We start from the raw sequence: 13,149 nt of genomic DNA, 5'->3' as shown, positions 1-13,149 counted from the left end.
GACATTTTCAGAATAATCGCGTTCCCCCGCCATAAGCCAGTCCCTAACCTGTCACCCGGAAATTGCTGTCGGCATCCCCGGCCGGCATCCAGACAAGGAGTGACTCGATTGAAACCGTTCTTCCCCCTCTCCCGACAGTACCTCGCGGCTTTCGTCACAGCCACCCTTTCGCCTCTTGCCGCCGCGGCAGACTCCGTACCCATCGTCGTGAACGGCGATATCCGAACCATTCCCTCGGGCACTTATACCTACACTGCCGACGCCGTCGTGGGCCTCACTGTCCTGGGCGGCGGACGAGCATTCGGCCGGGACATCGACATCGTGACCTCGGGTGGCTTGGGCAACGCCGTCGATATCTCCGGGTCCAACAGCTTTGTCGAGCTGATCGGCGGCACCCTGAGCACGAAGGGAGACAGCGCACATGCCGTACGAGCAACCAACACCGGCATGGCGGGCCTGCTCCTGCAAAACGTCAGCGTCGTCACCGAAGGGGCCGGCGCCAGGGGCATCCAGCTCGATCGCGCCAGCGGCAAGCTCCGTGCCGGCTCCGTCGAAACCTCCGGTCACAACGCCGTGGGCGTCGAAGTCAAGACAACAGGCTCGGTCTCCCTTGAAGGCACCTCGGTGATCACGCGCGGGGACGAAGCCCAGGGAGTACGCGTGGACCAAGCATCGTCGATGGAATCCGACGGAGCCACTATCCACACGAACGGGCGCGGCAGCCACGGCGTCCTGATCGGACAGGGCAATGCCACCGCCACCCTCGTCCGCACGGAGGTAACCACCAGCGGCCCTTATGCGAACGCCATCCACGCGAACCAAGGCAGCGGGCTCGTGACGGTCACCGCCAATAGCAAAGTGCGCACCGAAGGCCTCGAGTCCATCGCCGTCATCGCCCATGACGGCGCCCCAGTTGCCGTTCGCGATTCGTTCCTCGAAACCCTCGGCAGGCACTCCCACGCCGTGTTCAACCACGGATCGTTCGTGGGCCTGGAGAATGCGGACGTGGTTACCCGCGGCCATAACGCTCACGGGGTCTTCGCCAGAGGGGGGCAGTATGCAGGCAGGGTGCCCTTCATCGACGTGCGCAATTCGCGCATCGTCACCCATGGCATGTCTGGCTATGGCGCCGTGGCATCCACCGGCGCCCGGGTTTCGCTGGTCGACACCACGATTCGCACCACGGGCGAGGCGGGCCACGGCTTGTACGTCACCCAGGCCGAACTCACCAGCAGAGACACCGCGATCTCCACCGAGGGCGAGGCCGCCTATGGTGCCCTCGTCCAGAACCGCGGCAGCCTGATCGTCGACGGCGGCAGCGTGAGCAGCGCGCACGCCGCGGCGTTGCGGCTGCACGACCCGGGCAGCATCCACATCACTGGCGGCGCAGTGCTGAGCGGAGGCAACGGCGCCTTTGCGGAAGTCGATCCCGATTCCGCCGACGCGTTCGCTATCGTGCTGGATGGCAAGTCTCAAGCCGTGGGCGACATCCGGCTTTTGCCGTCTTCCAAAGCACCCGCATCCGACGACACGAAGCTCTCGCTCGCGATCAAGGGGAGCGCAGTGTGGTCCGGTGCGTCGTCCATCGTGCGTGCCCTCTCGATCGAAGATGGCGGCATGTGGATCGTCACGGCGGATAGCCATGTCGCCGGCCTGCGCAACGACCATGGCGTGATAGCTTTCTCACCGGCCGCGCCCGGCGCGTTCGGCACACTGACGATCACGGGCGACTACGCAGGTGAGCAAGGGCTCTTCCGCATGCGCAGCCGATTGGGTGACGACACCTCGGCCACGGATCGCATCCACGTCATGGGGAATACCTCGGGCACCAGCTTCATTTCCGTGGACGCCCTCGATGGCGCGGGTGACAACACCGCCGACGGCATCCAGCTTGTCCGCGTGGACGGCCGCTCCGAAGGCCAGTTCGAACTGTCGGGCCGCGCCGTCGCCGGTGCCCACGAATACTTCCTGCACCAGGGGTCGATCAGCCAGCCCGGGGACGGCGGCTGGTACCTGCGTTCGTCGCTATCCAACCCCATCCTCGCGCCCGAGGAAGGCGAGGACATCGATGACCCCGTCATGACGCCGGTACCGGTACTTCGCCCTGAAACGGGCACCTACCGCGCGAACCAGACCGCCGCGCTCGACATGTTCCAGAGTGGGCCGGGCGGGGGCTGGGACGACGAGCCGGAGAGCTCGCGCGGCAGTGCATGGGCACGCTTCCAACGGCGTCACACCGCCTTCGACCTCGGCCGGCAGGTGACGACCACCACATCCAGCAACGAACTGACCCTGGGCAGCGACATCCTCCGGTCCAGCGGTTCCGCCGAGGGCCACGTCGGCGTCATGGCCGCCGTTGGCCAGTCGGACACCCGCGGTACCTCCATCGTCACCCGCTATTCGGCACGCGGTCGTGTCAGGGGCGCGGCGGCAGGCATGTATGGCGGCTTCCGCACCGCCGCCGGTACCTACTTGCGCGGGTGGTCGCAGTACGCGCACTTCAACCAGCGCGTGGAGGGTCAGGCGCTCGCCCATGAGCGCTATGGCACCGGTGCACTCACCACCAGTGTGGAGGCAGGACACCGCTGGCGCCGCGCGCTCAATCGCGATACCGACGCCTACCTCGAGCCGCAGGCACAGCTCGTGGCCACCCGCCTGCGCGGTGGTACGCATATCGAGGCCAACGGCACCCGCGTCGCTCCCCGGCATGCCAGCGGAAGCACCTCGCGCCTTGGCCTGCGTGCCGCCGCGCGATGGCAGACGCCCGGGGGGCATGTGGCGTCGCCTTATGTCACAGGAAGCTGGTTGCGGCGGCTGGGCAGGCTCGACGCCACTCAGTTCGACGAAACCTCGCTCGCCGGCGGCGTGCCGCGTAACGCCTATGCGCTGAAGCTCGGCCTCAGCATCGTGCGCAATGACGGGTGGAGACTCTGGAGCGACGTGGAATCGCGCTTCGGCGTCCGACGGTATCGCCGCATGGCGGGCACCGTCGGCGTCCGGACAACCTGGTAACCACGCTCAGGGCACCGGGGCCTGCCGCGTTCGCGCAAGGCTCCGGTCAGCCACCACCACCTACCCCGCCAGCTCCGCAGCCTCCGGTCGCGCGCGCCGCGCAGTCACCGTGCTGCCGATGGAAGCGAGCACGATGAAACCAATGGCAAGCCACTGAAACGACGTGAGGTGCTCCCCGAGCAGCAGCATCGCCAGCAACGACGCTACCGCGGGCTCCAGGCTCACCATGATGCCGAAGGTTTCGCTCGGAAGTCGCTTCATCGCCATCATTTCCAGCGACATGGGAATGGCGCTCGACACGATGGCCACGCCAAGGCCCGCCGCGAGTATGGCGGGATCGAGCAGCGCCGCGCCTGCGTGGGCGACGCCATAGGGCACCACCACCAGACTCGCGGCCACCAGCCCGAGCGATACCGAGTGTCCCGCGTGGAGGTGGCCCGCACGCTTGCCGAACACGATGTACAGGGCCCAGCAGACGGCGGCACCCAATGCGAAGAACACACCCGTCGGATCCAGGGTGCTCCCGTGTCCAAGCGGGAGGATCATCGCCAACCCCGTCACCGCCGAAGCCAGCCACAGAAAATCCACCGGACGACGCAACGCCCACATCGCCACAGCCAGCGGGCCGCTGAACTCGATGGCCACGGCGATACCGAACGGAATGGTGCGCAGGGCGAGATAGAACAGCAGGTTCATCGTGCCCAGCGTGAGTCCGTAGCGAAGCACGGAACCGGCGTCCCGGCGGCTCAAGGGCCAACGCCACGGGCGCCATAGCAGCAACAGCACGATGGCCGAAAACCCGACGCGCAACGCCGATGTGCCTTCGGCCCCTACGAGAGGGAAAAGCTTTTTAGCGAACGACGTGCCGATGCAAAGCGAGGTCACGGAGCCAAGTACGGCCAGCGCCGGTAACCAGGGGGTGGAGCGCAGGGATGTCATCGACAGACTCAGGGCCAAGCGGCGTGGAGGCGCTCATAGTACACACGCCAACAGCAAACCATGGCCTCGCCCCCAGCTTCCGCCGGGGGCGTGCTTGCTCAGCGGTCGTCGTCGCTGTCGCCTTCGGCCATCAACGCGTTGATCTGGCCCTTGTGCGCCTCGTAGAACGCCACGTTCTTCTGGTTCACCTTCGACTGGTCGATGTAAGCCGCCAGCTGGGGATTCGATTTGGCCTGCGACGCCATGGCCGCATTGGTCACCGCCAGGTTCGCCAGCAGGAACTCGCGCGGGGTGAATCCATACTTCTTGAGCAGGGGAGCGATGCGCGGATCCGCGTTGGTAACCTGGTTCGCGAGGTCGTCGAGGGAGTGCACCTTCGAGAAATCGGTGTCCGCGTTCTTCGGTTTGATGCCCTGGGCCTTGGCCTCTTGCGACACCTTCACGATACGGTTGAACACGTCGTCGTTGAGGCTGTAATCCTGGATCGCTTTCTTGTCCGAAGCCGGAATCTGCGAGGCGGGATTGGCTGCCTGCTGTGCGCTGGCGGCAACGGGCACGAGGGATGCAGTGGCCAGCAGGGCGGCAAGTACGTAGCGAAACTTCACGGGCAACTCCTTCGGTGTCATGTCCGTGCTGGACGGTGGCACAGGATAATCGTCGAATTGTTACGCATGTGTCTGCGCGGTCACGCTTTCTTCAGGAACGCGCGGCACGTTCCAGCCCATGGCGTTATAGAAGTGATAACGCGCCACGCCGATGTATTCGTGAATCGCGAAGTCGGCGAAGGAAAGGTTCTCCGAAGTGGGCAGCCACCCGTACCGGGCCCGCACGTAATCGCCGCGCACCGCCTCGGCGCGGATGCCGAAGTGCGCAAAGTACAGACTCGCACGACGCAAGTGCACGGCCGACGACACGAGCACCACTTTGTCCGCTCCATAACCCGCCAGCAGGGGCCTGCTGAACTGCGCATTCTGGAACGTGTTCATGCTGCGGCCTTCGAGCATCAGGTCTGCGCGAGGTATGCCCAGCTGATCCAGAGACAGCGCATAGACGTCGGCCTCGGATTGCTTGAGCCGCATGGCGTCGCCGCCGCTGACCTCGAGTTTGCAATCCGCACCACTGGCCTTGCATGCGTGGTACAGCTGTGCCGCCCGGAGAATGCGCCCGTTCGCGTAAAGGCTGGGCTCGATGGCGCCGGCGTTGCCACGGACCGTGCCGGCACCCAGCAGGATGATCGCGTTGCGCCGGCCCCACTGCGTCACGTCGGCTGAATAACCCGCCTGCAGGCGATCCAGCAACAGAGCGGTCAAGGGGCCGCAACCGGCGAAGAACAGCCACGCCAGCGCCACGAGCGAGAAGCACCAGCCACCGCGCGGACGACGCAGGGCGAACAGGATAAGGCCGATGGCCAGGACGATGAGGAAGATAACGAGGGTCATGGGCCGGAGCCTAGCAAACCGATGCGGCCCGTGTTTGTTTGCGATCGCTACCCGGGGTGCAATGCCCGCTCGAGGCACTCGATCAGTTCGTCGCCACTGTAAGGCTTGCCGAGGTAGCAGAATGCGCCGGCGGCCATGACACTGGCGCGCATGGCGTCGTCCGGGTAGCCGGTGACGAACACCACCGGATACGTGCGGCCTTTTTCGACGAGGAGGCGATGCAGGTCCGTGCCATCGATGCCCGGCATGTGCACGTCGGTCACGAGGCAGTCGATGCCCTCGTCGCCGCCCTCGCGGAGGAACTCTTCGGCGGAGGCGAAACTCCGTACGTCGTGCCCGAGCGACCGGACGAGACTGACGGTCGCCGTTCGCACGGCCTCGTCGTCGTCCACGATCGCCACGATCCTGTTAGCGGCCAATGTCACATCCTCGCCCGGCACCTGCCTGACCCTGCCGCCGGCTACAGTGCGCCGCGTCACGGCGATTGGGAATCATACGGAGGTGTGCGGTCGCGGCTGCAGGGCCTGCTCAGGCCCGCCCGGCAAGGGCTTCCGCCTGTTTCACCAGTTCCGCGAGCGACTTCGCCCGCATCTTGCGCATGACATTGCCGCGGTGAATCTTCACGGTGATTTCCGACAAGCCAAGCAGCGCCCCAACCTGCTTGTTCATCAGCCCCGCCGTCACGTGCGCCATGACCTCGCGCTCGCGTGGCGTCAGGGACGCGTAGGCTTCGCGCAGCGTGTCCAGCGCCATCGCGTTGCGCCGGTCGGCCGCGTCGCGCTCGATGGCGGCGGTCACCGCGTCCAGCATGTCCTGGTCCCGGAAGGGCTTCGACAGGAAGTCCAGCGCGCCGGCCTTCATGGCGCGCACCGACATAGGGATGTCCCCATGCCCCGTCATGAAAATGATTGGCAGGCGGTTGTCCATGGCGGCCAGTTGCGCCTGGAAATCCAGCCCGCTCACGCCCGGAAGGCGTACGTCGAGCACCAGACAGCCGGGCGCGTCGGCGTTTTCGCGCGCGAGGAAATCGGCGGCGTTGGCAAAGGTCGCCACCTCCAGTCCCACCGAACGGAACAGCGAGGCCAGCGCCTCGCGCACCGATGCGTCGTCGTCCACCACGCAGACGACGGGCAACGGATCGGAATCGGCAAGGCTAGTGCGTGTCATGCCGGCGTTCGCTCCACGGTGGCAATGGGCAGGGTGAAATGGAACGTGGCCCCACCACCGGGACGGTTGGTGGCCCAGAGGCGGCCGCCATGCGATTCGATCGTGGAACGGCAGATGGCAAGGCCCATGCCCATGCCGTCGCAACGCGTGGTGACGAAGGCATCGAACAGGTGCGGCGCGATATGTTCCGGAATGCCGGTTCCGCTGTCTTCCACCTCCACGAGAAGGCCGTCCGCGGGATCGGCACGGGCGCTTATGTGCAGGCGCCGCGCGCCCGCGGTCTCGGACATGGCACGTATCGCGTTGGCCATGAGGTTCACCACCACCTGTTGCAGTTGCACGCGGTCGCCGCGCGGTAGCGGCGCGCCGCGATCGATATCGATGCATAACGAGATGCGATGCTGCGCCAGTTCGCCGTCAAGCAGTTGCGCGCATTCCTCGACCAGCATGCCGAGGTCGAAATGCACGTGCTGGCGCGGCTCCTTGCTGGCCAGGCTGCGCACACGGTGCACCACCTCGCTTGCCCGTCGGGCATCGCGAACCACGCGTTCCAGCCCCTGGCACGCTTCCGCCAGATTGGGTTCGGCACGGCGCAGCCAACGGAGGCTGGCCTCGCCATGGGTGACGATGGCCGCCAGCGGCTGGTTCACCTCGTGGGCGATGGATGCGCTCATTTCTCCCAAGGCAGTGATGCGCGCCGCCTGGGCCAGCTCGGCCTGCACGGCGATGAGGGCGCGCTCCGCCCGCTTGCGGTCGGTGATGTCGACCACGCTGACCAGCACGCGGTCGTAACGTGTCGGCCCCAACGGCATGTTCAACGCGAAAAGCACGGTCAGGCGTTCGCCGTAGAGGTTCGTGAGTGTCGTCTCGCCCTCCGCCACGCCGCCGCCTTCGATGGTCGCGAGCACACGTGCGAAGACATCATGCGACGGCGCGAGCACCCGCGCGAGCGGTCCCAGCAACTCTTCACGGCGCGACGCGCCCAGCATCCGCACCGTTGCCTGGTTCACGTCGACGATCTGGGTGAGGAGCATCGCTTCCGAAACGAACTCCGGATGTGCATCGATATACGCCGCGAAGTCGGTCACGCCCTCGTCCCGCAGGGTGCGCACGCGGTCCATCACCAACGAATAGTCCTGCTCCCAGAAACAGAAGCGCGCGTTTTCGAACATGCTGCGGTAGCGGCGCTCGCTTTCCGTCAGGGCGGCCGCGGCCGCACGGCGGCCGGTGACGTCGGTGCCCGCTTCCAGGATGACCCGCGGCTTGCCGTACTCGTCCCGCAGGAGGGCACAGCGCGCCTCCACGATCACGATGCGATCGTCGCGACGGCGCTGGAACACTTCGCCCTCCCACCGCCCGGCGCCGAAAAGTTCGGCCTCCGCCTCGGCGTGGTCGCCTGGGAAGGCCGTACCCAGCAGATCGCTCGCCCGGCGCCCCAGGGCCTCCTGGGCCGTCCAGCCGTAGAGCTGTTCGGCGCCGCCGTTCCAGAGCACGATCACGTCGTCCATGTCGCGAACGAAGATGGAGTCGTGGGTGAGTTCGATCAGCCGTGCCTGCCCGGCGATGGTGATCATGCGCTCACGGTTGCGCAGCGCCAGCACGCCGGTGATGGCGATGGCACCCAGGCTCACCGCGCAGCGCAGGAACGAGGCATCCATGGCCGGCGCGCCGTGCCCCCTCGCATACGCCATGGCCGTGAGCCCCATGCAGCCCACGGTGGCGCCGACGATCGCCCGGCGGCTACCGCTGGCCGCCACGAGCAGCACCACCACCACATAAAGCACCGCCACGGCGCTCTGCAACGGGGTAAAGGTATCCACCACGAACACGCCTGTGGCCAGCACGGCACCCGTCCCCATCAGCAGCGCGGCCACATACCCCCGAGGGCGCGTGGCGGGAGCGTAGGCCTGGCTTTGCAGGGGCCGGAATCGGGTCATGGATCGCGCCAGACGTGGTGTCTTGTATGGATTGAGCGTGGAGTGTCCCGATATCGCGTGGCGCCCGTCTTGCACGGCGGTGATGGTTTTTGACCATTACGGAGCGAACCCTACAAGAAATGCACGCCACCCCGACTAACCCTTTGGTATGGAGCGTCCGACCGAATGTAGAATTCTGCCCGCGTCCTCCCGCGCATAGGCTCTTCCCCACGGGCATTCCCGCCCATAGCCGCCGCCGTGGAGCAGACGCAGATGCGCTTCCAACTGAACGTCCCGAACGCCGGGCATGGTCTTCCCCCGTTTGCCCTTCCCACCGAGGAAGAAGAATCCAACGTCACCCGCCTGCTGGAGCAGGCCCTGACGTCCGCCGAGACCGATATTGCCACCACGCGTGCCTGCGTGGCCCGCGTGGCCGCCTTGCTGGAGCGCGAGTCTTCCGTCGCCCGTCCGGCGGCACCGCCGCGCCGGCGCGTCGGCGCGGGGCTGGCACCGTGGCAGGCGCGGCGTGTGGCCGCGCACGTGGACGAGAACCTGGGCTACTCGATCACCATCGACCAGCTGGCCGCCATCGCTGGCCTGTCCAGCAGCTACTTCTGCCGCGCCTTCAAGGACAGCTTCGGCGACCCGCCGCACGCCTACATCATGCGCCGCCGGGTGGAACGGGCGCAGACGCTGATGCTGCAGACGCGCGAGCCGCTAAGCCAGATCGCGCTCGCCTGCGGCCTCTCCGACCAGGCGCACCTGTGCAACCTTTTCCGCCGGCTCGTGGGTCAGAGCCCCAGCCAGTGGCGGCGCTCCCGCTGGCAGGAGGCCTAGCCGAACAGCTTCGTGGCGATTTCTGCGATGTGACGGCCCTGGTAGCGGGCGCCGGCAAGTTCATTCTCGCTGGGCTGCCGCGAGCCGTCCGAGGCAGCGATGGTGGTGGCGCCATAGGGGCTGCCGCCCGTGACCTCGTCCAGTTTCATCTGGCCCTGGAACGCATAGGGCAGCCCCACGGGGATGAGCCCCAGGTGCAGGAGGTTGGTGATGATCGAGAACAGCGTCGTTTCCTGGCCACCGTGCTGCGTGGCCGTGGAGGCGAAGGCGCCGCCCACCTTGCCGTTCAGCGCGCCGCTCGCCCAGAGCGAGCCCGTCTGGTCGAGGAAGTTGGACATCTGGGACGTCATCCGTCCGTAACGCGTGCCGGTGCCGATGATGATGGCGTCGTAGCCCGGCAGGTCGTCAACCTTCGCCACGGGCGCGGCCTGGTCGAGCTTGAAGTTCGATTTCCTCGCGACGTCCTCGGGAACCAGTTCGGGCACGCGTTTTATGTCGACGGTGGCGCCGGTTTCCCGGGCACCCGCCGCCACGGCTTCCGCCATCTTCTCGATGTGACCGTAAGCCGAATAGTAGAGAACGAGGATCTTGGCCATGGAACGCACTCCGCAGGGAAAGGTCTAGGCAGGAGGAGACGATACCGGCACGGCCATGCAGGCCGCGTCTAGACGCAGCATCGCCAACGCATCGAGGTAGCCGCATGTTTGCCAGCGTCGTACACATTCGTCCCGCCGGCCGGATCGGCGTCCCGCACCCCTGGGCCGCGCTGATCCTGCACGAGGCCGCCCGGATCGAGCCGGACGAGGCAGCCCGCATGGCGTGGTACCGCGGCGACCCGATCGCGACACTGGGCCAGCAGACGGCCGAATCCCTCGTGGCCTGCGGCCGGCACGAAGATGTACTGGGTTTCCTCCGCGCGGCGGCGCGAGACCTTGGCCTGAAGCCCGTCCGGGCATTCGCGGCGTTCTGAAGTCGCGGTAAAGTCGGCGGAACGTAAAGCCGCGGGCCAGCACGTGACGATCGAAGAAGCCACCCTGCCCGACCGCGACGAACGGCTGACCGCCGAGCGCGCCTACGAACTCTACTGGGCCGACCTGCTTCCCCGAGATGCCCGCTTCGCATGTGTCGGCACCGGCTGTTCGGCACCGCTGATCTGCGCCTGCCTGGACAAGCCCGAGCAGAATCTCAGGATCCGCCCCTATTTCCGTTCGTACCGACTGGAAGACCACGCAGCAACCTGCGAGGTCGCGCACGGCCGCGGCGAAACGCGGATGGAAAAACGGCCGGACGTCTTCGAGGCCGAACGGCCGGCCGGCCACTTCCGCAGCGAGCCGGCGCCGGCAGCCGCGCCGGCCAGCGACAGATCGCCACGCCGCGTGTCCGCCTCGCAGACGACCGGGCTGTCGCCACGCGCCAGCCATTACTACCGCCTTTCGTCCCTCGTGCAGAAGTTCCTGGAGCATCGCCGCGACCGGGACCTCGCCGAGGCCACGGTCGACATCGGCGGGGAAACCACCACGTACGAAGCCCTGTTCCGCAACATCTACCGGCAGAAGGTGGCCGACCTGCTCGGCACCCGAGCCGTGTGGTGGGGCACGGCCTCGCTCCGTGCCACCCGGGAAGGCGGCTACTACCTGCGCTTCTCGCGCCCCTTTCGCCATGACGAGGCCGAACTGCGACCGACCATCACGATCACCGCCCGGGACATCGAGGCGTATCCTGTTCGCAAGCTGCTGCGTGCCCGGCTGGACAAGCTCATCGCGGAATCGGACGGCTACTGCGTGGCATTCGTGTGGGCGAAGCCGTGGATGCCCAAGGACGCGGAAAAGCCCTTCGTGCGTTTCTACGTGAACAACCTGGACCACATCGACGTGCGCGGGCCGGAAATCCTGGAAGAGCTGAAGAACACCTCCCGTGTCGGCACGTGAGACGGTGACTCCGTAGGTCCCACCCCTTTGCCTTTCGCACACACCCCCTGCACCAGCATCGAACCATGACACCCAAACGCCGAAAACGCCTGCGCCTTCCCTTCGTGCGCCACCCGCGCGACGCATCGCACGATTATGACGACGCCAGCTACGACGGTGGCGCCACCGGGGGCGCCTATCTGCGTCACATCGTCATCGTGGCGATCGTGCTCGCCATCGTCGTCGCCGCCCTGCACTGGCTTGCGCCGGGCTGGCTGTAAGAGCCTGCTCAGGCGACCTTGTAGATCCTCGCTTCCGCGGCACGCAACGCACCTTCCGCGGCGCCCGCGTGGGTGGAAGCCAGCACGCGTCCCGCCGGCTCCGGTATCGGCAGCTCCGCCGGCTGGTCGGTGAAGTTCAGCAGCACCGCGACGCGCTCGCCCTCGTGCGAACGCTCGTACGCCAGCACGGCGTCGCTCGCTTCCAGTACACGGATATCGCCGCGGCTCAGCGACGGCATCTCGCGCCGCAAGCGCAGCAGTGCCTTGTACAACGACAGCATCGACCCGGGATCGTCCGCCTGCGTCGCCACGTTGCATGTCTGGACATCGTCGCCGATGCGCAGCCACGGCGTGCCCCGCGTGAACCCCGCGCCTTCGCGCGGGAACCAGCGCATCGGCGTGCGCTGCGGGTCGCGGCCCAGTCCTTTATGCGGCTCGTTGAGTTCGAACGGGTCGCGCACTTCGGCGAACGGAATGGACACGTCGTGCATGCCGATCTCGTCGCCGTAGTACATCGTGGGCGTGCCGCGAAGGGTGAGCAGCAGCACCGCCGCCACACGGGCCTGCGCGGCGCCCACCCGCGAAGCGATGCGCGGCTTGTCGTGATTCCCCAGCACCCAGTTCGGCCAGCCGCCCGGGGGCAGCGCGGCTTCGTAGCGGCGGATGAGGCCGGCGATGGTCGGCGCGTGCCAGTCGGTGCCGATCAGCAGGAAATTGAACGGCAGGTGCGCCCCGGTGAGGTTCTCGCCGTAATAGGCAATGATGCGCTCCAGCGGCAGGTAGATCTCGCCGATCAGCACGCGGTCGGGGAATTCGTCCACCACCTCGCGCATGGCGGCCACGATACCCTGGGTCTCGGGCAGGTCGGCGGTATGCACCGGCAGGAAGCGATGTGCGTCGGCGTCGATGCCTTCGCGGAACGCGGGATTGGGCGGATTGTCGCGAAAGGCCGCGTCCTTCATCACGTGGTAGATCACGTCCACGCGGAACCCGTCCACGCCGCGACGCATCCAGAAACGCATCGACTCGTACATCGCCTCGCGCAGCACGGGATTGCGCCAGTTGAGGTCCGGCTGCCTGTCGAGGAACAGATGCAGGTAATACTGCGCGGTGGCCGGATCGAAGGTCCAGGCACTGCCGCCGAAGTTCGACAGCCAGTTGTTGGGCGGACCGCCGTCCGGCGCCGGGTCGCGCCAGATGTACCAGTCGCGGAAGACACTGTCCCGCGAACGGCGGCTCTCGCGGAACCACGGATGTTCGTCGGAACTGTGATTGGGCACGAAGTCGAGGATCACCTTGAGCCCAAGCGCATGCGCGTCGGCGATCAGCGCGTCCATGCCGGCGATGTCACCGAACAAAGGATCGATGCCGCGATAGTCGCTTACGTCATAGCCGAAGTCTGCCATCGGCGAGGGGTAGATCGGCGAGATCCAGAGCGCGCTCACGCCGAGGTCGGCAAGGTAGCCGAGCTTGGAACGGATGCCCGCCAGATCGCCGATACCGTCGCCGTTCGCGTCGGCGAACGAGCGGGGGTACACCTGATAAACGACGCCATCGCGCCACCATGAACCTTCCGACACACATCCTCCATTGCATTGTGGGAGCCCAGAGCCTCGCCGGTGGCACGTGTAGGGAATGCCTTCACAACCTT

At 66.6% G+C, this 13,149-nt stretch carries 13 protein-coding genes; 5 read left to right on the top strand and 8 right to left on the bottom strand.

Going from position 1 to position 13,149, the window contains the following annotated elements:
* Positions 1-108: 108 nt before the first annotated feature.
* A complete protein-coding gene (locus tag FHS47_RS00475) occupies positions 109-3,012 on the top strand; it encodes an autotransporter outer membrane beta-barrel domain-containing protein (RefSeq protein ID WP_167021837.1) in 2,904 nt (967 codons plus the stop codon).
* A 60-nt stretch (positions 3,013-3,072) separates the two neighbouring features.
* Here FHS47_RS00475 and FHS47_RS00470 read toward each other — a convergent pair whose 3' ends face one another.
* The 6 genes from FHS47_RS00470 to FHS47_RS00445 form a co-directional block, all read right to left on the bottom strand.
* Positions 3,073-3,951, bottom strand: coding sequence for an EamA family transporter (locus tag FHS47_RS00470; protein WP_167021836.1), 879 nt, complete (start codon positions 3,949-3,951; stop codon positions 3,073-3,075).
* 98 nt (positions 3,952-4,049) lie between these two features.
* Positions 4,050-4,556 (bottom strand): hypothetical protein, encoded by a 507-nt coding sequence (locus tag FHS47_RS00465; protein WP_167021835.1) that lies wholly within the window; start codon positions 4,554-4,556, stop codon positions 4,050-4,052.
* A 60-nt stretch (positions 4,557-4,616) separates the two neighbouring features.
* Positions 4,617-5,390, bottom strand: coding sequence for a YdcF family protein (locus FHS47_RS00460; protein WP_167021834.1), 774 nt, complete (start codon positions 5,388-5,390; stop codon positions 4,617-4,619).
* A 47-nt stretch (positions 5,391-5,437) separates the two neighbouring features.
* Positions 5,438-5,809, bottom strand: coding sequence for a response regulator (locus FHS47_RS00455; RefSeq protein WP_167021833.1), 372 nt, complete (start codon positions 5,807-5,809; stop codon positions 5,438-5,440).
* A 109-nt stretch (positions 5,810-5,918) separates the two neighbouring features.
* On the bottom strand, positions 5,919-6,557 hold the full coding sequence (locus tag FHS47_RS00450; RefSeq protein ID WP_167021832.1) for a response regulator transcription factor: 639 nt from the start codon (positions 6,555-6,557) through the stop codon (positions 5,919-5,921).
* Entirely contained in the window at positions 6,554-8,494 is a 1,941-nt protein-coding gene (locus FHS47_RS00445) for an ATP-binding protein (RefSeq protein ID WP_167021831.1), read from the bottom strand. The genes FHS47_RS00450 and FHS47_RS00445 overlap by 4 nt, the downstream gene beginning before the upstream one ends.
* 252 nt (positions 8,495-8,746) lie before the next feature.
* Here FHS47_RS00445 and FHS47_RS00440 point away from each other — a divergent pair, with 252 nt between their 5' ends.
* The gene (locus FHS47_RS00440) at positions 8,747-9,310 is read left to right on the top strand and encodes an AraC family transcriptional regulator (RefSeq protein WP_167021830.1); all 564 of its coding nucleotides are present in this window, start codon (positions 8,747-8,749) and stop codon (positions 9,308-9,310) included.
* Here FHS47_RS00440 and wrbA read toward each other — a convergent pair.
* On the bottom strand, positions 9,307-9,906 hold the full coding sequence (wrbA, locus tag FHS47_RS00435) for an NAD(P)H:quinone oxidoreductase (protein ID WP_167021829.1): 600 nt from the start codon (positions 9,904-9,906) through the stop codon (positions 9,307-9,309). The genes FHS47_RS00440 and wrbA overlap by 4 nt on opposite strands.
* Positions 9,907-10,010: 104 nt before the next feature.
* Between wrbA and FHS47_RS00430 the strand changes: the two genes are divergently transcribed.
* The 3 genes from FHS47_RS00430 (at position 10,011) to FHS47_RS00420 (ending at position 11,498) form a co-directional block, all read left to right on the top strand.
* Complete coding sequence (locus FHS47_RS00430) at positions 10,011-10,280, top strand: hypothetical protein (protein WP_167021828.1); 270 nt, start codon at positions 10,011-10,013, stop codon at positions 10,278-10,280.
* Positions 10,281-10,323: 43 nt separating this feature from the next.
* A complete protein-coding gene (locus FHS47_RS00425) occupies positions 10,324-11,238 on the top strand; it encodes a hypothetical protein (protein ID WP_167021827.1) in 915 nt (304 codons plus the stop codon).
* Positions 11,239-11,303: 65 nt separating this feature from the next.
* Entirely contained in the window at positions 11,304-11,498 is a 195-nt protein-coding gene (locus FHS47_RS00420; RefSeq protein ID WP_167021826.1) for a hypothetical protein, read from the top strand.
* Between the two features lie 8 nt (positions 11,499-11,506).
* On the opposite strand, the gene FHS47_RS00415 is transcribed toward FHS47_RS00420, so the two are convergent.
* Positions 11,507-13,078 carry an alpha-amylase family glycosyl hydrolase gene (locus tag FHS47_RS00415; protein ID WP_167021825.1) on the bottom strand — a complete coding sequence of 524 codons (1,572 nt, stop codon included), beginning with the start codon at positions 13,076-13,078 and terminating at the stop codon, positions 11,507-11,509.
* Between the last annotated feature and the right edge of the window lie 71 nt (positions 13,079-13,149).

This window comes from Luteibacter sp. SG786 (genome assembly GCF_011759605.1).
Lineage (GTDB): Bacteria > Pseudomonadota > Gammaproteobacteria > Xanthomonadales > Rhodanobacteraceae > Luteibacter.
Note: the sequence above shows the minus strand (reverse complement) of the source record. Positions and strands in the feature narration are given on the sequence as shown.